Origin of the sequence: Variovorax sp. Root318D1, assembly GCF_001424835.1 — a bacterium.
Classification (GTDB): Bacteria; Pseudomonadota; Gammaproteobacteria; order Burkholderiales; family Burkholderiaceae_C; genus Variovorax.
Map to the genome: position 1 here is coordinate 388,323 of NZ_LMCQ01000019.1, position 18,796 is coordinate 407,118.

The following is an 18,796-nucleotide window of genomic DNA, read 5'->3' on the forward strand; positions in this document are numbered from 1 at the left end:
TGGTCAGATCCAATTGGCTCAAGCCGCCTTGAAGTCCCGGGCTTGGATGAATCCGAGCGCGCTTCTCGCATATCCAAGCAGCTCGGCTTCAGTTACTTCAACCTGAGGGAAACCTCCTGAAGTGTCGTGGTGGAACACAGCCGCGTAGTCGTTGAAGTGCACGAGTTCGCCATGGAGGGACTGGAGTCGTAGTAACGGATTTGGAGCCAGCGCAGACTTGATCGAATCAAGCATTACCCCAAGCGTCACGCCTTCGCTGAACTTGCCCGGAAAGCAGCGATGAAGGTGCCCTTCAACCAGAAGGCGCAATCCCTTCGCGACCTCCAGCAGATTGGCCCCCGGCACGGCGTTGATGAAATTCTCGACGATCAAATAGTGCTTGTAGTAATCGGATGCGCAGTATTCATCCAAGTCAAATTTGCCAAGGTAGCTGTAGTCTTGGGCGTCACGCAACAGCGTCAGTTCGACGGGAACGGCAAGCTGCTTCCTGACCGCCCAACGCTTAAGGTGGCGAAGGAAATGCGCGTCATGCGCCAGCGGGATGACCTGGGCACATTCGTGCAGCATCTTGAGAACCGCGTCGATCGTTTTGGCTCTACGGTGCTTGTCCAGACTGGTGAAGACGTCATCGAGCACCACAACGGCACTGCTTCTGTTCGGGTCGGCGAACAGTTTGGCAAGGAAAAAGGCAAAAGCCAATGTCCGCTTGTCGCCCTCGCTCAATGCCGTGTGAAAGGACAGTTCTCCCGGGGCGCCCGGTCCAATGTTCACGGTGGCGCCGCGAACCTTTAGAACGTACTCCGACCGAAGTCCACCTCCCCTGTACGTTGGCGCGAGTTGATCTACTTGGAATGGCGCTGAAAACTTGGTTAGCCATTCGTTAATGGCCTGCTGAAACTCGATCAAAGTCTTGGTCATGAGTTGATCCAGAGTCCCACGAGCCTTGTCCTTGGCGGCCTCTGCATTTTTGAAACTCAATCGCGCTGCTTCGACCGCAGCAACCAGTTCTACGGTCTTGGCGTCGTAGCGAGTCTTACGAAGCATCAAGCGTGTACGCTCCCTGGTCAAGGCATCGACATCCGGCTTTGCGTGCTTTTGCTTGTGGGCATAGATCTGTTCGTTGAGCCCTGTGATCGCTGTGTTGTAGTCGGTCGCCATGGCTATAACGGCACCAAGCTCGGCGAGAACCTCGGCGAAAAGCCCAGTGTCCAAAGCGGTCAACGGACTGGCCACTTTCGCCACCATGAGGGAATCGAGCTTTGCTCTGGCTACGATCAATATCGCCTCGGCCTTCTCTAAATCAAGATGGGGAACATCCTTGATTCCCAGGCTTTCAGCCCAGACATCAAGCAGCCCCTTGTTGAACTCAGGGCCGGTTCTCCATCTAAGAATTTCCCCTACCAAAAGGCGCTCCTCTACCTGTGAGCGCAGGCGTGAAACCTGTTGCATGTGATGCGAGTACGCATTGTCGAAGTACTCCATATATGCCTTGAGCAAAGGCAGCTCTTTGGTGTCTTGTCCGCAGAAGGGGCATTCCTCCTCAGGTTTGTGGCGAAGGCCGTTGGCAACCCATTGCTCGGTCTGCTGACCGTCATGCTTCGCGAAGTGGGCCTTTGCCATTTCTGCTGCTACGGCCGAAGTACTCTCGAACGAACTGGCGATCACTTCAGTAAGGTCTTCAAACGCGAACTGCGGCACGTTTACCGTCTTGAACTCCTGGCGTTTTGCGATCTGGTCTGCGGTCCTGGCTTCGCTGATCCGCCTGTCAACGTCCTCAAGCTGTTGGTCGATGTCTGCGATGGGCTGCATACCCATGTAGATGTTGATTGGATAGTTCCCACGAAGCCCAGTGAGAGCTGTCTCTGCAGCTGTCACTTTGATTGCGCAGTCCGTTTGCTGACTTGCAAGCTGCTCGTACTTGACACGCTCAGTGACGGCGGCATCGCCCAATGCCAGGGTCAACAGTGCTTCTCGCTGGTCCGGAAGTACGCCTGCGCTGGCAAATACGTTGCGTTCGACAAAAGCCTGGTTGAAGACATACAGGTTCGGCTTCGATCCTTTCCAGCTTGCCCCATCGAACTCCGAGTTGAAGGCGGCCACGCCTAGCGGACTGAAGCGGAGGATGACCTTTTGAGGCATGGTCGCACCGACAGTTTTGCGATCGATAACATCTTTCGCGGTGCCGTTTGCACATGCCAGGAGCAAGGAGGACAGGGTAGATTTCCCACGCGCATTGTCGGCATAGACAAGCGAAAGCTTGGTCAGGTCTACCGCTTGAGGTACCCCTTTTTTAAGAACACCGACGTTGTCGATGCAGATGAATTTTTCCAGCATGTTCCTCTTCCTCTTTTGCACTGAAGTATCGATGTTGCTGAACGTGCTGGCTAGGCGACACAATGACTCAGCGCGCTTTCAATAGTCCTCGTGCCAGCAGCGCACTGAGCGCCGGACCGGGGGCGGGAGGGGCGGCTCCCTCCGCGATCTTGACCCGGAAATCACCCAAAGGGGCTGGTGCCTCGCGTCGCCGTTGGCGACGAAGCGACTGTTGCAGAGGCGTCCCCGTAAAGCGCGCCGCCCATGGCCGCCCGACAACGCCCCTCTCGCTTGTTGCCAGATGGCGCGCAGCGTTTACGCGCTTCGGAGCGCTACGACCGAACGGCCGGTTCTGGCCCGACGGCCAAAGTCTAGGCTGCATCCGGCAAACGTCAGCAACCGCTGCATAGCCGCCATCAGCAGACCAGCGTCGAACGCTCGCAACGGGTCGACTGTGTAATTCACAGACTAACGCAGCAGACATTTGGTCAGCGTTGACCAGGCGCCAAGCAAATTAGGGTAGATAAAACTTCCATCCACAGTTAGCTGAAATCGCGCAGCGACGGAGGCTCTAGTTGCTATCGAGCGGCAGTGGCCAGAGTGGCTGAACTCCTGTCTGTCTTGGGTTAGTAGGCACCCATGTAGTCGCGCTTGCCGATCTCAATACCGTTGTGGCGCAAGATGGCATAGGTGGTGGTCACATGGAAGAAAAACTGTGGCAGTCCATAGTGCAGAAGATATGCGCCTGCGGTCAGCTTTTTTTCCTTGGGGGTGCCGGGGCGCAATACGATCTCGCGGCTCTCGCTTGAATCAAATTGCTCAGACTTGAAGGAGCCGATATGGGCCAAAGCTTTGGCGATCAACGCTTGCAGGTCGGCGAAGCTGACCTCAGTGTCGGGCCAGGACGGCACCTCGGCACCAGCCAGGCGGGAGGCAATGCCCTTGGAGAAGTCTGCGGCGATCTGTACCTGACGTACCAGCGGAAACATGTCAGGGAACAGCCGCGCCTGCAGCAGCGCATTTGGATCGATATTTTTTTGCGTCGCGTGGTCTTCGGCCTTCTTGAGCACGTCGGACAGGGCGCGCAGCATCTGCTGCATGACGGGAACGGAGGCGTTGTACAGCGGGCTGGTCATAGTGAGTTCACTTCTAAAATTGGGCACGATGGCCGGAGTTGGCGTGGCAGAGGCCCTGCCGACCATGTAAGGCTAACAGCACATGGCGAACTGAATCGCCCCGGCTTTTGTCACCAGCTTTTCTTCCCGCTGGTAGTCGGAGCAGCCGCGTTGAAGGGCAGTTCACTAGCAAGAAGCGAACGTCAATTGCAGACGCACGACAGACCGCGATCGCTGCAATGCAGACATCGTCGCGATCGACAAGCGCCTCGCCGCCCGGCCCCTGATACCCTCCAAACTGACCATCCAAGTCCATCCCGATGCCCAACCTTCCGCAAAGTCCCGCCGCCGACCGCAACAAGCAGCCCATCCTCGATGCATTGACCCGCATCCTCGGCGAGCGCGGCACCGCACTGGAGATCGCATCAGGCACGGGCCAGCACGCCGCTTGGTTCGCAGCAGCATTGCCCCAATGGATATGGCAGCCCACCGATGCAGATACGCGCATGCTCCCCGCGCTTGCAAGTCGAGTCGCAGAAGCCGCGCTGCCCAATCTCCGCGCACCGCTTTTGCTCGACGTGATGGCTCCTCAATGGCCGTCGCAGGGTGCCGCGTTTGCCGAAGAAGGAAAGAAGTTCGACGCGATCTACTGCGCCAACATGCTGCACATCGCGCCTTGGGCCACATGCGCCGCGCTGATGCAAGGGGCCGCGCAGCATCTGCTTCCTGGCGGGTTGCTGATCACGTACGGGCCTTACTTCGAAGAGGAAGTCCCACCGGCGCCGAGCAACCTGGCGTTCGATGAAGACTTGCGTGCCCGCAATTCCTCTTGGGGCATCCGCCGGCTGGAGGACGTGGCGGCAGAGGCGCGCCGAGAAGGTCTCTCATTGCGCGAGCGGCACGCGATGCCAGCGAACAACTTGCTGTTGGTCTTTGGCTTCTAAGGTCCGTTGGTGGGCGGGCAGTAGTTCCGTGTGTGTCATTTTCGTGGGCAGTCTGGAAGAATGACTCCATCGCTCGCATCTGACTTCGTCCATTGCCGAAACTCCCATCCATGACCGATCTCTCCACCTCCTCCCGCGTCGCCGTCGTCACCGGTGGCGCGCGCGGCATCGGCCTGGCCATCGGCCGCTGGTTCCTCGCGCACGGCTACAGCATCGCGCTGCTCGACATCGATGCTCCCACACTCGATCAGGCGGTGGCCGATCTGGCTGAGCCGGAGCGGGTGCTTGGCGTGCACTGCGACGTGTCGAATCCCTCGCAGGTAAGCAGTGCCGTGGCGGCCGTGGTCGCGCGCTTCGGGCATATCGATGCGCTGGTCAACAACGCTGGCGTGGCGGTGTTCAAGCCGGTACTGCAGACCTCGTTCGAAGAATGGCGCACCGTGCTGGGTACGAACCTCGACGGCGCGTTTCTGTGCACGCAGGCGTTCGGCACACTGATGGCGGAGCGCGGGCGGGGCGCGGTGGTCAACGTTGCTTCCATCTCGGGCTTGCGCGCGAGCACGCTGCGCGTCGCTTACGGAACCAGCAAGGCGGCGCTCATCCATTTGACCAAGCAGTACGCGGTCGAGTTGGGCAACACCGGGGTGCGCGTCAACGTGATCGCACCGGGGCCGGTAGAAACCGAGATGGCCAAGCTCGTCCACACGGTGGCGATCCGCTCCGACTACTACGACACCATTCCGCAAGGCCGCTACGGCACGCCGGAAGAGATGGCCAACGCGGTGGGCTTTCTGTGCAGCGACGAAGCCAGCTTCATCAACGGCCAGGTGCTCGCTGTGGACGGTGGCTTCGATGCCGCAGGCGTGGGCTTGCCGACCTTGCGCAAGGGCCCGCCCGCGTCCTGATACCTGCCTGTCTGCCTGTCTGTCAGCGCACGCGGGGCACCGCGGCCGTCAGCAGCGCAAGCGCCTGGTTCAGCGTCCAAGTCGCGAAGCGCTCGCCCTTGGAATGCCCAATGCGCACCACGATGAGATCGTGCGACGGGATCACCAGCACAAACTGGCCTCCCGCGCCGAGCATGTAGTAGGCCGATGTCGGCATGGCCAGCGAGCCCATCCCGTTGATCCAGAAGAAGCCGCCGTAGATCGGGCGCTTGTCCGCTGCCCAGGCCGGTGCAACGCTGCTCACAAAATTGACGAAGCCTTCGGGAAGAAGGCGCTCGCCGTTCCACACGCCGTCTTGCAGATAGAGGTTGCCCAGGCGAGCCCAATCGCGCGCCGACATGAAGTCGTAGCCCTGCGTGAGAAAGTTGCCGTAGGGGTCGGTCTCGATCACCATCGAGCGGATGCCGATCTTGTCGAAGAGCGCGCGCTGCGGAAACGACAGGTACTCTTCTCCACGCTTTTCTACCGCGAGGCGAACCAGGTAGTTTGCAAGTACCGGATCGGTATTGCGGTAGCGGCCCACTGCGCCCGCAGGCCATTGCTGCGGGCGAGTGGCGGCGTAGTTGAACGCATTGATGCGGCCCGTGTAGTAGTAGATGTGATCGGGGTAGGTGCCGTTGGGATCGAAGTCTGGATCGTCCGGCGCCTTGATCCGCAGTCCGCTCGACATCTGCAAGATGTCCGAGATCTTGATCTTCTGCCGCTCATCGCCAGCGGCTTGCCACTCGGGAATCGGCGCCGGCTGGTCGAGCTTGTACACGCCTTGCTTGATGAGCACTCCCATCATCGTGGCGACGACGCTTTTGCCCATGGACCACGATTCGAGCGGCGTCGTTGCACCGATGCCGTTCATGTAGCGCTCGGCCACGATGCGTCCCCTGTGCGTGACCACGAAGGCCGATGTGTAGGCCTCCGAAATGCCGAACGCGGCGTCTACGGCCTCGTTCACCTTGGCCATGTTGACTTCGGCCGGTGGCGGGTCGACCGGCAGCACGTCGCCCATCGGCCAGGGTTGAGTGGCGGGGTCGGGCAGCGTGCTCTTGACCACGACGGGCGTGAAGAAAACATCGTCCCTGCCGGCCGGCAGCGTGACGCAGCCTTGCGAGCCGAAATGCCGCGCCACCAGCGTCGGACCATTGGGAATCGAGATGCGAACTTCTTTCTTCACGCGGTCGACCACGGGCTTGCCCACGTTCTTGCGCTGCTCGTATGGTCCTACGAAGTAGCCGAGGCTTTCAGCGGCTACGTCGGGGTCGATGCCGGTGATGAACACGGCGGAGCACATCGTCTTGGCATAGCCGGAGGTGTTGTGCTCCAGCACGTTGCCGGGGGGCGGCACATAGGGCGTGTTGATTTCGAGCGCTCGTGCGCGGGCAATGAGCGCATCGCGTTCCGGCAACTGTGCGGTGGTGTTCGGCGCGTTCGTCAATGGAACGCCGAAGCCGACTCCCCCGCCACCACCTCCGCCGCCACCGCAAGAGGTCAGGGCGGCCGCGATGCTCAGGGCCGCGGCGGTCGTGGAAACTGAACGGCTGATCGAGAACTTCATTGAGGTCCTTGCTGGCATGCGTCAACACCGGCGGCATTCTGAGTGAATACCTCACGGCCGCCTAGCTCTTTCAACGGCAGCGCACGCGGTGTAGCTCCAAGGTTCTCCTTTGGGGGCAAGGAAAGCAGAACATCGTTAGAGGCACATGTCGTACCCGCCGGTCTCCAGGTGAAAGTGGTCCTTGTGCGCGGCGTTGTAGTTGGGGCCCAGCACGCCATTGAAGAAGCGGCACGCGCCACGGTGCGCATCGAGCAGGAGCATTGCGGCCGGGTCGTCCACGCTCGTGGCTGCGTCGCGCGGCCACGATTGCAGCACCGTGATGCGGCGGCCGCTGGCCAGCGTCAGGCCGGCCACGTCCAGTGCATCGGCGGTCGCGTGCCGGCTGCGCGAAGCGCCGGGCACTGCCCCTTCACCGCGGTTTACGTTGCGGCAGGCATAGCTGCCGACGTGATCGATGGCCACCACCGGCTGGCCGAAGCGCTGCATGGCGGCGGGCTGCAGCGCGTGGCGCTCCCACATGAAGAAGGACAGCGCCATCGGGCAGCTGAGCGAAGGCGTGCTGCCCAGGCGCACGCCGGCGGAGCGCAGCCTGACGGCGTTCCGAAAGCCGCAGCCCGGGCCGGTGACGCGATCGGTCAGCAGGTCGTATTGCATGCCGGTTTGCGCCAGTGCGGAAAGGCAGCGCACCGGGTCGCGTCGGGTCCGCGAAAGCTTGAAGCCCGTCAGCCAGTCTGGCTCGGCCGCCACGTCGAGCGGCGCCCATGGATTGAAGCGTTCCGGAATCTCGACTCTCCCGGTGGCGACGGCCCACACGCTTGCGGCAAGCGCGGCACAACACGCGGCAGCAGCCACGGCGAACCAGCGCTTGCGGCGCGAAGGTATCGGCTTGACCGAATCATCATCATGAGGCGCCATGCAGCAGACCTCGCGTGTTGTGCCTTTTGGCGGCTCGTTGCGTCAGAGCTGCACCGCAACCAGCGGATCCAGCTCGGCCCGTATGCGCCGTATCGCCACTTCGTGCCGCAGCGTCTGCGCGCCGCGTCCGTAAGTCATCGCCTTGCGGATCAGGCGCAGCTGCTCGCGCTGCAATTGCGTCTTCAGCCGCCTGGCGCGCAGGCCGAAGGTCCAGCCGATGTGCCGGCGAACGTTGTAACGCAGCAGAGGCGAACCCAGCCGCAGCCATTCATCGTCGCGGATCAGCTCGCGCTCCGGCACAAAGTAGGCTGCAAGCGCATGAAGGTATGCGCCGTTCTCGCGGGCGGCTTCGCGCCAGAAGAGCCAGGCCGCCGCCATCGCGGGAATGCCCTTGATGAAGAGCAAGATTGCCATGTCGCCATACCCGCCATCGAACAGGTCTTCGAGCCACGGTGAGTTCCAGATGAAGTGCATGGCCCACGCGAGCGCAAAGCACAACAGGGCGCAGGCGATCCTCAGCACCATCGACCGCTCGGGGTGCAGCACAAACCACGCAACGCCAAAGGAGGCGATCGTCGTGTAGGCAGCGTGGCTCCACAGGCCGCTCAGCAGCCCCCGCGTCAGCAGGTTGATGAGCACCGGATACACCTGGTTCTCGAGCGGAAAGCGCATCGATGCATTGACGGTGTACGTGAGGTTCTCGACCACCTGAAATCCCAGTCCCGTCATGGCACCGACGATCAGCACTGAAAGATAAGTCTGGAACTGGTTGCGCGCCACCAGCACCAGCAGCACGACGCCGGCAAGCTTCAAGAACTCCTCGGTAATGGGCCCCGCGATGGCCGGTCCCCAGGCCGCGACGAAATCCGGCGACACCAGCTTGGCGCACAGGCTTTGAATGGCGATGTTCGCGGGCGCGGCAAAGTACACGGCGCCCAGTCCACCCCATGCAAAGGCCAGCGCAAACGCCTCCGGCGGGTGCTGTTCGAGCAAGTCCAAGGCGCGAAAAACGAGAAGAAAAACCAGCGTGTAGATGGCCCACACCAGGATGCCGAGCAAGGCGGTGATGGGGACCACGCGGAATCCCATCGAGAACATGTTGACCGTGTAGAACAGGCCGTTGACGATCAACGCTGCCAGCACCCAGAAGGCTGCGCGATGCGGCTGAAAGAACGAGTCGGTGCCAATCGGCCAATCGCCCTTGTCCTGCTGCTTGGCGACGTGGAGAAGGTTCACAGCGGCGCCTCCAGGTCCATCGATTCGAGCATGCTCCGCGCATCGGCCATTGCTTCGTTCAGTCCGTCGGTGGCGCCGTAGAAGTCGATCTGCACCAGCGACCGGCGTTGAAGGTCGACCACCTGCCAAAACCGACCCGCCAGCTTAGATCCATAGTAGGCAAAGGTCTTACCCCGCAAGCCCCAGGTCGTGACGAAGTCCGATGGGTCGCCGTCGATGCGCAATCGCTGGCCGCGCTCCATGAGCCGTTGCTGCCGCACCAGCGGTCCATCGGCACCACCCGCCCATGGGCCTGTGGTCACCAGAAACTTGTGGCCGCCCTTGAACAGCATCAGCGACCGGCCCGCCTTCGAGCGGGACACGTCCATCTCCCACCCGCTGGCGGGAACGAATCGCGCATGGCCGATCTCGATCATTTCGCCCGCGGGCAGCGGCCGGTTGGCGGGCGTGTGCCTGTCCCAGAACACGAGGCCGCCCACGTAGCTTGCAATGGCCAGCAGAACAGCGAGCGCACCTGGCCAGGTGCGGTACGGGATTCGGCGTGAGGGCTCGGGCATGTTTTGATCGTGCCATATCCATCTGTTGCGCGGGCTCCATGCCTTGGCCGGACAGGCTGCTCGCGTTAGAGTCCGGCCACGTCCACAAGACCGCCAACCACATGCCCGACGCACTCGCAGTACCCACGCCACGTCCTCGCATGCCACTGCTGCTCCGTCTGCTTTCCATCGGCGCCTGTCTCCTCGCGCTGGGTTGCGCGAGCCCGCGGGCGCCGCCGCCATCGGCCGGCTACAGCAGTTCGCCGCTCACGTCCGAAGAATCGAACAGCGTTGCGATCCATGCCCTCGGCCTGGTGGGCACGCCATATCGCTATGGCGGCAACACGCCCGAGGGCGGCTTCGATTGCAGCGGGCTCATCGGCTACGTGTACAAGAACAGCGCGGGCCAGGCCACGCCGCGCACCGTGGCGCGCATGGCGGCGTTCGGCCGGCCGGTGTCCGCGTCGGACATCCGTTCGGGCGATTTGGTGCTCTTTGGCGCGTCCACGCCCACGCACGCGGGCATCTACGTGGGGGCAGGGCAGTTCGTGCACGCGCCATCGACCGGCGGGGAGGTGCGGCTCGACCGGCTGGACGGCGTCTACTGGTCGCGCCAACCCATGCAGGCGCGGCGGCTGTAGGCCCCGGAAAACGCCAGTCAATCCAACTTAACGGATCGGCGTAGTCATTGGTCTACAGGGATGCCTGCCTTGGGGCCGCCTGACCGGTGTGGCATGCTGTGCCGATGTCACCGAACCTCGGAGAGGTCCCCATGAAAAAACTCATCGTACTGGCCATCTTGGGCCTTGCCACCGCGCTCCCGGCCTTTGCACAGCGCGATCCCGACACCTACGAGCACGACCGCCGCTACTGCGCCAGCGGCCGTTCCGGCGTCGACTTCAACACCTGCATGTGGCGCGTCCAGCGCGACCGCGAGGAGCGCTATGAACGCCGCGAGCAGCGCGCCTATGAAAGGGAGCAGCGCCGCGATTACGAGCGCCGCGAACGCTGGGCCGAACAGCCTCCGCCGCCCCCGGCCTACCGCCAGTGGGACGGCCCGCAGGGCGGCGAGCAGCCGAGGCTGAGCGACATGCAGCAGCGCGCGCTGGACAACTGCAATCTGCTGGCCCCGCGCGACCAGCCCCGCTGCCGCGCGACGGTGATGTCGACCGTCCGTTGACGCCGCTGCCTGCATGAGGAGCGCCGCGGGCGCATGGCCGGCGCTAGGGTTTTCCATTAAGAATTGCCACGCATAGCGCCCGCGCGGTCCGACGGATGCGGCTTCGAGGCTGGCAGGGAACACTCCCGGTTCCAATACCGAGGAGACATTCCCAATGCACAGCATCCGCCGCCACCTGGTGTGGCTTGTCGTGGCCGTGGTCGGCGCATTCGCGCTGGGCACCGTCGCGCTCACGCGTGGTGAAAGCGTCAACGCCCTCTGGGTGGTGACCGCCGCGATCTGCACCTACCTGATCGCCTACCGCTACTACAGCCTTTTCATTGCCGAGAAGGTGCTGGGGCTGGACGGCAACCGCAAGACGCCGGCGCACCGCCACAACGATGGGCTCGACTACGTGCCCACCGACAAGAACGTGCTGTTCGGCCACCACTTCGCGGCCATTGCAGGTGCGGGCCCGCTGGTGGGCCCGGTGCTGGCTGCGCAGATGGGCTACCTGCCCGGACTCTTGTGGGTGCTGGCGGGCGTTGTGTTCGCGGGCGCGGTGCAAGACTTCATCATCCTTTTCATCTCCACGCGGCGCGACGGCCGCTCGCTCGGCGACCTCGTCAAGCAGGAGATGGGCACGGTGCCCGGCATGATCGCGCTGTTCGGCACCTTCATGATCATGATCATCATCCTTGCGGTGCTGGCGTTGATCGTGGTGAAGGCGCTGGCCGAATCGCCGTGGGGCACCTTCACGGTGGCGGCCACCATTCCGGTGGCGCTGTTCATGGGCGTGTACCTGCGCTTCATTCGCCCGGGGCGCATCGGCGAGGTGTCGCTGATCGGCTTCGTGCTGCTCATGCTCGCCATCTTCGGCGGCCAGGCCGTGAGCCAGAACCCCGTGTGGGCGCCGCTCTTCACCTTCGACGGCAAGGCGCTCACGTGGATGCTGGTGGGCTACGGCTTCATCGCCGCCAGCTTGCCTGTGTGGCTGCTGCTGGCGCCGCGCGACTACCTGTCGACCTTCCTGAAGATCGGCACCATCATCGCGCTGGCCCTGGGCATCGTGTTCGTCATGCCCACGCTGCAAATGCCTGCGCTCACGCAGTTTGCGCAAGGCGGCGGGCCGGTGTGGGCGGGCAGCATGTTCCCGTTCCTGTTCATCACCATTGCCTGCGGCGCGGTGTCGGGCTTTCATGCGCTGATCTCCTCGGGCACCACGCCCAAGATGCTCGACAACGAGCGCCATGCGCGCTTCATCGGCTACGGCGGCATGCTGGCCGAGTCGTTCGTGGCGGTCATGGCGCTGGTGGCGGCCTCGTGCATCGAGCCCGGCATCTACTTTGCAATGAACAGCCCCGCCGCACTGGTGGGCAGCACCGCGCAGCAGGCCGCGCAAACCATCTCGAGCTGGGGCTTCGTGGTCACGCCCGAGATGCTGGTGCAAACCGCCAAGGACGTGGGTGAAAGCACCATCCTCGGGCGCGCGGGCGGTGCGCCCACGCTCGCGGTGGGCATGGCCCACATCCTTCACCAGGTGATCGGCGGACAGGCCATGATGGCCTTCTGGTACCACTTCGCGATTCTGTTCGAGGCGCTCTTCATTCTCACTGCCGTGGACGCCGGCACCCGTGCGGGCCGCTTCATGCTGCAAGACCTGCTGGGCAGCTTCGTGCCCGCGCTCAAGCGCACCGATTCGCTGCCGGCCAACCTGACTGCCACGGCGCTCTGCGTGGCGGCCTGGGGCTACTTTCTCTATCAGGGCGTGGTCGATCCGCTGGGTGGCATCAACACGTTGTGGCCGCTCTTCGGCATCTCCAACCAGATGCTGGCCGCGGTGGCGCTGCTGCTCGGCGTGGTGGTGCTGTTCCGCATGAAGCGCGAGCGCTACGCCTGGGTGGCCATTGCGCCCGCAGCATGGCTTTTGGCCTGTACGCTCACGGCGGGCTGGCAGAAAATCTTCTCGCCCGACCCGAAGATCGGCTTCCTCTCGCATGCAGCAAAGTACACCGAAGGCCTTGCCAACGGCGTGCTGGTGGCGCCGGCCAAGACGACCGAAGCCATGTCGCGCATCGTCTTCAACGACCGGCTCGACGCGGCACTCTGCGCGCTCTTCATGTTCGTGGTGCTGAGCGTGCTGGTGTATGCCGTGAAGGCGTGCCTTGCGGCGCGCGCGGCCAACCGCCCGACCGCGCAAGAGACGCCGTTCGAACCGCTCGCCATATCGGCGGCGCGCTGAACGAAGCCATGGGTCTCGCAATGCCGGAAGCCGGGCGCTACTTCGCCCGCTCGCTCAAGCAGTCGCTGCGGCTCATGGTCGGCATGCCCGACTACGACGCCTACCTGACCCACATGTCGGCCACCCACCCGGACCAGCCGCCGATGAGCTACGAGGCGTTTTTTCGGGAGCGGCTCGAGGCGCGCTACGGCGCCGGCAAGGGCCGGTGCTGCTAGGGCGCAGGGCCCGTTTGTTGCTTGTTCTCTTGACCCGCGCGGAACGCGGGTGATAGCCTGCGATCGCCCGCGAGAAGCGGGCTTTCTTTCGCCCAAGCTCGAAGAACGAACAACAGAACGGACCTATGACCTTTCACAAGCGCCACCCCTTCTTCATGAAACCCGCGCCGCTGCGCATTGCCTGTCACGGCATGGTGTTGGCCTGCGCACTCTTGGCCGGCAACGCCATGGCCCAAAAGCCGCACCAGGCGGCGCTGGATGCGGCCACGCAGCAGAAGGACGAGGCGCTCAAACTGCTGGAACGCATGGTCAACATCGACTCCGGCTCTGCCAGCACCGAAGGCCTGGACAAGGTGCGCGGGATTGCCGTTGAAGAGCTGCGCAAGCTCGGTGCGCGCATCGAGACCTTTCCCGCGGAGCCGCATCCCGGCACCAACGTGGTCGCCACGCTCACCGGCCAGGGCAAGAAGAAAATTCTGATCCTCGCCCACATCGACACCGTGTTCAAGGACGGCACCGCCGCGGCCAAGCCGTTCTACATCAAGGACGGGCGTGCCTACGGCCCCGGCGTGATGGACAACAAGGGCGGCGTGGTTGCCGGGCTGCAGGCACTGAAGATCCTGCAGAAGATCGGCTTCAAGGACTATGGACAGATCACCTTCCTCATCGACACCAACGAAGAGGTGGGCTCGGTCGGTACCAGCGCGCTCATCGAGCGCGTGGCCAGGCAGCACGACGTCGCGCTGAACCTGGAGCCGGGCCGCCCCGCCGACGGCCTCGTGGTGGAGCGCAAGGGTTCGGCCACGGCGCTCATCGAAGTGAAGGGCCTGGCCTCGCACGCGGGCGTTGCGCCCGACGCGGGCCGCAATGCCGCCATGGAAGTGGCGCACCAGGTGCTGCAGCTTTCAAAGACGGGGGATGCCGCAAAGAAGACCACTGTGAACTTCACGGTGCTCGCCGCCAACGGCCCCACCAACGTGATTCCCGCGAGCGCCAGCGCCAAGGGCGACGTGCGCGCCGCCACGCCCGAAGAGCTCGATCGCGTCGAAAAGGACCTGCTCCGCATCTCGCAGAACAAGCTGATTCCCGACACCGAAGTGCGCGTGCGCCTCATCCGCGGCCTGCCGCCGATGCCGCGCTCGCCTGCGTCGGACAAGCTGGTCGCCATGGCCGAGGGCATCTACGGCGAGATCGGCAAGAAGCTCACCATCGAAAGCAGCGGCGGCGCGGCCGACGCCAGCCTGGTGGCGGGCGTGGGCGTGCCGGTGCTCGACGGCTTCGGCATCGTGGGTGGCGGCATCCACACGCCAGATGAATACGCCGAGGTCGAGAGCGTCGTGCCGCGACTCTATCTACTGTCGCGCATGCTGATGGACTTGAGCGCGAACTGACGCTTCGGCAGGCGCAGGCTCACTCGCAGGCTCAGGTGCCGCCTGAGCCTGGCTGTGCGAATTCCAGTTTCTTTTTGCAAGCGCTTGCTGCCACGATGCCCTCCACACAACTCAATGGTGGAGAACATCGATGGCATCCGAACTGAACCAGATCACGAGCTGGTCGCTGCGCTGGCGCATCTTTCTTGCGGGCGCGCTGTGCTTCGCGGCGGCGCTCTCCGCGGCGCAGCCGCTCGACGCGAACGTCGTGCTGCATGCCGAGCAGCGCTTTCAACTGGCATTGGAAGCGCAGGCGGCGCGCGACTACCGCGCCATGCTCGAAGAGCTCCGGCAGGCGGCTCTGGAGGACAACGCCGAGGCGCAGGAGATGCTGGGCATGGTGCTGCTGGCCGGCCCCACCCTGTATGGCACCGCGGTCAAGGCCGACCGCTGTGAGGCCCGCCGGTGGATGGTGCGGTCCGCGTCGCACGGCAGCGATACGGCCAAGGTCCAGCTCACTTTCCTGAACAGGCTGCGCCATTCCCCGGCCGGGAGAAACGCCTGCGAGTAAGCCCGCTAATCGAGCTGCGGTCACGTGCGGTTACCAGGGTGTGCGCGAGGACGTCTCATCAGTGATTGCGGGGCTAGACTGTTGGTCTACGCAATCTTCGGCATGAGCCGACTCATCAATGAAACTCTGGTCGATTTCCATGGCGCTCGCTTTTGCCGGCGCCGCCCACGGCGCTGAAAACTGCGAAGCCCTGCGCAGCCAGATCGAATCGAAGATCGCGGCGTCGGGCGTGACGCGTTTCAGCGTCACCACCATCGATGCCAATGCACAGGCCAATGGCCAGGTGGTGGGCAGCTGCGATCTCGGCAGCAAGAAGATCGTTTATCAGCGCGAAGGCGCTTCCCCGGCGGACGGCGCCGCGGTGCGCCCCGCACCGGCACCGGCGCCGGCGCCGGCGGGTGAACGTATCCTGACGGAATGCAAGGACGGCACGGTGACCGTCGGCGGCAGCTGCAAGCAATAAGCCGCCGTCCTGGCGTCGCACCTTTTTTTCCGGAGCTCATCTTGTCCCGCAAAGTCTTTCGCATTGCACTCTCGGCCTCGGCCGCCGCCGTTGGCGGCATCGCGGCGTACTGGACCATCCTGGCTGCGCGCCAGGGTCACATCCTTTTCAACGTCAGAAAGCTTCCGGTCGTTCATCTGTCCGATGACTTTTCGACCTACTCGCACACAGTGCCCGGCGGCATGGTCCGCGGCTACGTGTATCACCCGCAGGGCGAAGACGCGCTGCAAGACCTGTTCATCTATTTCGCCGGCCGCGGCGAGGACGTGCGCGCCACTGCGCAGGCGTTGCACTGGCTGCCCGAAGGCTTCGGCTTTGCGGCGGTCAACTATCGGGGCATGGCCGATTCTCAGGGCCATCCTTCCGAGATTGCCTCGGTTGCGGACGCGATCCAGTTTGCGAGCCACCTGCGCAAGGCCTTTCCAAAGGCGCGCCTGCACGTCGTCGGGCGCAGCCTGGGAACGGGCGTGGCCATCCAGCTGGTGGCGCAGCAGCATTTCTCGAGCCTGCAACTGGTCACGCCCTATGACTCGATGCTCGAAGTGGCGAAGCGGCGCTTTCCGCTGGTTCCGCTGTCGCTGCTGCTGCGGCATCGTTTCGACTCGCTCACGCACTGCAAGGAAGTGGCCGCCAAGACCCAGGTGCTGCTGGCCGAGAAGGACAACGTGGTGCTGCCCGAGCGCTCGCAAAAGCTCATTGCGGCGTGGCCGACGCCGGTCAACGTGCAGACCATTCCTGCCTCCGACCACCACAGCATCATGGGCCTGGAAGCGACCTGGCTCCACCTGGTCGACTTTGCGCTGACCGCAATTCTTCCGGAACCCGAGCCTGAACCGGCGGAGCCTGTGGCCGCCTGAGCCTGCAAGGAAAACCTGCTCAGCCCTCGTTCAAGGCGGCAAACCCGCGCTCCAAATCGGCCAGCAGGTCCGAAGGCGCTTCGAGTCCCACGTGCAGCCGCACCACGGCGCCGCGCGCGCTCCAGTCGGTCACGCTGCGGGCTGCGCGCATGTTGGCCCAGGCCACTAGGCTTTCGTAGCCGCCCCACGATGAGCCCCGGCCGAACAGCGAGAGTGCGTCGACCATTCGTTCGACCGCCGCGTTTCCGATGCCGGGTTGCAGCTCGAACGAGACCAGTCCGTTGGTGCCGCGGCAATCGCGCTTCCATAGTTCATGGCCCGGATGCTGCGGCAGCGCAGGGCAGAACACGGCCGCCACTTCAGGCCGCGCCTCGAGCCAGCCTGCCACTGCCAGCGCATGCCGTTCGTGCATCTGCAGCCGGGCCGACAGCGTGCGGATGCCGCGCAGCACCAGCCATGCGTCGTCGGGGCTCACCGTCATGCCGAAGGCGTCGCAGCGCTCGTTGAGCGGCTGCCAGGCTTCGCGCGTGGTGGCGACCGTGCCCATCATCACGTCGGAATGGCCCGAGAGGTATTTGGTGGCGGCCATCAGCGAGATGTCGGCGCCCAGCGCCAGCGGCCGGTACTGAACGCCCGAGCCCCAGGTGTTGTCCGCGGCCAGCAGGGCGCCGCGTGCATGCGCCAACTCGGCCAGGCGGGGCAGGTCGCACATCTCGTACACCAGCGAGCCCGGGCACTCGGCATACACGAGCCGCGTGTTGGGCTCGAAGCGTTCTTCCACGCCGCTGCCGTCCGCCGCAAAGAAGGTGCAGCGGATACCGTAGGGGTCGAGAAAGGAATGCACGAGATTGCGCGCGGGCTCGTACACGCTGTCGGACATCAGCACGTGGTCGCCCGGCTTCAGGTAGGACAGCAGCACCATGCCGATGGCTGCCAGGCCAGTGGGAAAAAGGCGTGTTCGAAAGCCTCCTTCGAGTTCGCTCACCGCATCTTCGAGCGCGAAAGTGGTGGGCGTGCCGCGAGCGCCGTAGCTGAAAACGCGCTCGTCATCGCGCCGAGCGCGGGCATCGCGCATGGCGGCCACGCTGTCGAACACCACGGTGCTCGCGCGCACCAGCGGCGGGTTGACAGGCTTGCCGCCGGCATGGAGCGACGACTTGCCGGTGTGGGCCAGGCGCGTTTGCAGTGCCTGCGCGGCGGCATCGGTATGCGAAGAGTCGGGCATGGTGGTGAACGAAGGGGCGGAGTTCGCAAGGCCTCTATGGTGCGTCAGTCGGCCTTGGCGCCGGAGAGCTTGACCACGCGCGACCAGCGGTCGATGTCCAGGCGCAACTGCGCGGCAAAGGCTTCGGGCGTGTTGGCCACCACTTCGCTGCCGCCGTCGGTCACGAGCTTGCTCACCTCAGGCAGGCGCAGTGTGCGCACGATGGCTTCGTTCAAATAAGCCACGCGCTCGGGCGGCGTGCCGGCCGGCGCGAAGAAGCCGTACCAGTCTTCGAAGCGGGCATTGGCATAGCCGAGCTCCTCGAGCGTGGGCACCTTGGCGAACACGCCGATGCGGCGCGGGCTGGTGACGGCCAGCACGCGCAGCTTGCCGCTCTGCACCATGCCCGCGACAGACGCGGTGGAGGTCACGAGCACGTCGACCTGGCCGCCGAGCAGGTCGGTGAGCGCGGGGCCGGCGCCCTTGTAGGGCACGTGGGTCATGTCCACGCCGCTGTCCTTTTGCAGCACCACGCCGACCAGGTGCGAGAGCGTGCCGTTGCCCGGCGTGGCATAGGTGACCTTGCCGGGGCTCGCCTTGGCGCGCGTGGCGAGATCGGCAAAGGTCTTGTAGGGCGAACTGGCTTCGACCACCAGTGCAAGCGGTGCCGCGTTGACCTGCGTGATGGGCATGAAGTTCTTGAGTGGATCGAAGCCCGGCGCCGAGTAGAGCGAGGGGTTCACCGCCATGATCGACACCTGCGAGGTGAGCACCGTGTAGCCGTCGGGCTTGGCCTCGGCCACCGACTTGGCGCCGATGTTCCCGCCCGCGCCGCCGCGGTTGTCGACCACCGCGGCCTGGCCCATGATTTCCGGCAGCCGCGTGGTCACCAGCCGGGCCGTGGCGTCGTTGCCGCCGCCCGGTGGAAAGGGCGAGACGAACTTCACCGTCTGCGAGGGAAAGCCGTTGCGCGCCGGCAGCGGCTCAGCCGCGGCAGGCTGCAGGGCCATGGCCGCCAGCCATGCGGCGGCGACGGAAAAACGGGCAAGGCTCGAAGCGCGATGGGCAGACGGCATGGCGGAACTCCTGAATGGAACGGACAACGGCGAACGAATGGAAGGGGC

The 18,796-nt window shown here is 64.1% G+C and carries 18 protein-coding genes; 10 read left to right on the forward strand and 8 right to left on the reverse strand.

Features of this window, described 5'->3' with window-relative positions; all coding sequences use genetic code 11:
* Positions 1 to 18: 18 nt before the first annotated feature.
* Together ASC78_RS16200 and ASC78_RS16205 are read right to left on the reverse strand one after the other, a co-directional pair.
* Entirely contained in the window at positions 19 to 2,334 is a 2,316-nt protein-coding gene (locus ASC78_RS16200; protein ID WP_055803079.1) for an AAA family ATPase, read from the reverse strand.
* Between the two features lie 605 nt (positions 2,335 to 2,939).
* Positions 2,940 to 3,449, reverse strand: coding sequence for a DUF1993 domain-containing protein (locus ASC78_RS16205; RefSeq protein WP_055803081.1), 510 nt, complete (start codon positions 3,447 to 3,449; stop codon positions 2,940 to 2,942).
* Between the two features lie 299 nt (positions 3,450 to 3,748).
* On the opposite strand from ASC78_RS16205, the gene ASC78_RS16210 reads away from it, so the two are divergent.
* Entirely contained in the window at positions 3,749 to 4,372 is a 624-nt protein-coding gene (locus tag ASC78_RS16210; RefSeq protein ID WP_055803083.1) for a DUF938 domain-containing protein, read from the forward strand.
* Positions 4,373 to 4,482: 110 nt separating this feature from the next.
* The gene (locus ASC78_RS16215) at positions 4,483 to 5,277 is read left to right on the forward strand and encodes an SDR family NAD(P)-dependent oxidoreductase (protein ID WP_055803085.1); all 795 of its coding nucleotides are present in this window, start codon (positions 4,483 to 4,485) and stop codon (positions 5,275 to 5,277) included.
* 22 nt (positions 5,278 to 5,299) lie between these two features.
* Here the strand turns inward: ASC78_RS16215 and ASC78_RS16220 are convergent, their stop codons facing one another.
* The 4 genes from ASC78_RS16220 to ASC78_RS16235 form a co-directional block, all read right to left on the reverse strand.
* Positions 5,300 to 6,865, reverse strand: coding sequence for a serine hydrolase domain-containing protein (locus tag ASC78_RS16220; RefSeq protein ID WP_055803087.1), 1,566 nt, complete (start codon positions 6,863 to 6,865; stop codon positions 5,300 to 5,302).
* Positions 6,866 to 7,000: 135 nt separating this feature from the next.
* Complete coding sequence (locus tag ASC78_RS16225; RefSeq protein ID WP_055803088.1) at positions 7,001 to 7,780, reverse strand: extensin-like domain-containing protein; 780 nt, start codon at positions 7,778 to 7,780, stop codon at positions 7,001 to 7,003.
* Between the two features lie 42 nt (positions 7,781 to 7,822).
* Positions 7,823 to 9,016 (reverse strand): PrsW family intramembrane metalloprotease, encoded by a 1,194-nt coding sequence (locus ASC78_RS16230; RefSeq protein WP_055803090.1) that lies wholly within the window; start codon positions 9,014 to 9,016, stop codon positions 7,823 to 7,825.
* Entirely contained in the window at positions 9,013 to 9,573 is a 561-nt protein-coding gene (locus ASC78_RS16235) for a hypothetical protein (RefSeq protein ID WP_055803092.1), read from the reverse strand. The genes ASC78_RS16230 and ASC78_RS16235 overlap by 4 nt, the downstream gene beginning before the upstream one ends.
* A gap of 101 nt (positions 9,574 to 9,674) precedes the next feature.
* Here ASC78_RS16235 and ASC78_RS16240 point away from each other — a divergent pair, with 101 nt between their 5' ends.
* From ASC78_RS16240 to ASC78_RS16275, 8 genes are all read left to right on the forward strand, one after another.
* Complete coding sequence (locus tag ASC78_RS16240) at positions 9,675 to 10,193, forward strand: C40 family peptidase (RefSeq protein WP_055803445.1); 519 nt, start codon at positions 9,675 to 9,677, stop codon at positions 10,191 to 10,193.
* A 131-nt stretch (positions 10,194 to 10,324) separates the two neighbouring features.
* A complete protein-coding gene (locus ASC78_RS16245) occupies positions 10,325 to 10,732 on the forward strand; it encodes a hypothetical protein (protein WP_055803094.1) in 408 nt (135 codons plus the stop codon).
* Between the two features lie 154 nt (positions 10,733 to 10,886).
* A complete protein-coding gene (locus ASC78_RS16250) occupies positions 10,887 to 12,953 on the forward strand; it encodes a carbon starvation CstA family protein (RefSeq protein ID WP_055803096.1) in 2,067 nt (688 codons plus the stop codon).
* An 8-nt stretch (positions 12,954 to 12,961) separates the two neighbouring features.
* Positions 12,962 to 13,168 (forward strand): YbdD/YjiX family protein, encoded by a 207-nt coding sequence (locus tag ASC78_RS16255; protein ID WP_055803098.1) that lies wholly within the window; start codon positions 12,962 to 12,964, stop codon positions 13,166 to 13,168.
* 155 nt (positions 13,169 to 13,323) lie between these two features.
* On the forward strand, positions 13,324 to 14,559 hold the full coding sequence (locus tag ASC78_RS16260; RefSeq protein ID WP_055803448.1) for a glutamate carboxypeptidase: 1,236 nt from the start codon (positions 13,324 to 13,326) through the stop codon (positions 14,557 to 14,559).
* A 130-nt stretch (positions 14,560 to 14,689) separates the two neighbouring features.
* Positions 14,690 to 15,109: a hypothetical protein gene (locus ASC78_RS16265; protein ID WP_055803100.1), complete on the forward strand. Its 420-nt coding sequence runs from the start codon at positions 14,690 to 14,692 to the stop codon at positions 15,107 to 15,109.
* A 118-nt stretch (positions 15,110 to 15,227) separates the two neighbouring features.
* Entirely contained in the window at positions 15,228 to 15,572 is a 345-nt protein-coding gene (locus ASC78_RS16270) for a DUF1161 domain-containing protein (RefSeq protein ID WP_055803102.1), read from the forward strand.
* Between the two features lie 38 nt (positions 15,573 to 15,610).
* Positions 15,611 to 16,468 carry an alpha/beta hydrolase gene (locus ASC78_RS16275; RefSeq protein WP_055803450.1) on the forward strand — a complete coding sequence of 286 codons (858 nt, stop codon included), beginning with the start codon at positions 15,611 to 15,613 and terminating at the stop codon, positions 16,466 to 16,468.
* A 19-nt stretch (positions 16,469 to 16,487) separates the two neighbouring features.
* Here the strand turns inward: ASC78_RS16275 and metC are convergent, their stop codons facing one another.
* Both metC and ASC78_RS16285 read right to left on the reverse strand, forming a co-directional pair.
* Positions 16,488 to 17,693, reverse strand: coding sequence for a cystathionine beta-lyase (metC, locus tag ASC78_RS16280; protein ID WP_055803104.1), 1,206 nt, complete (start codon positions 17,691 to 17,693; stop codon positions 16,488 to 16,490).
* A 44-nt stretch (positions 17,694 to 17,737) separates the two neighbouring features.
* Positions 17,738 to 18,748, reverse strand: coding sequence for a Bug family tripartite tricarboxylate transporter substrate binding protein (locus ASC78_RS16285; protein WP_055803106.1), 1,011 nt, complete (start codon positions 18,746 to 18,748; stop codon positions 17,738 to 17,740).
* Positions 18,749 to 18,796: the final 48 nt, after the last annotated feature.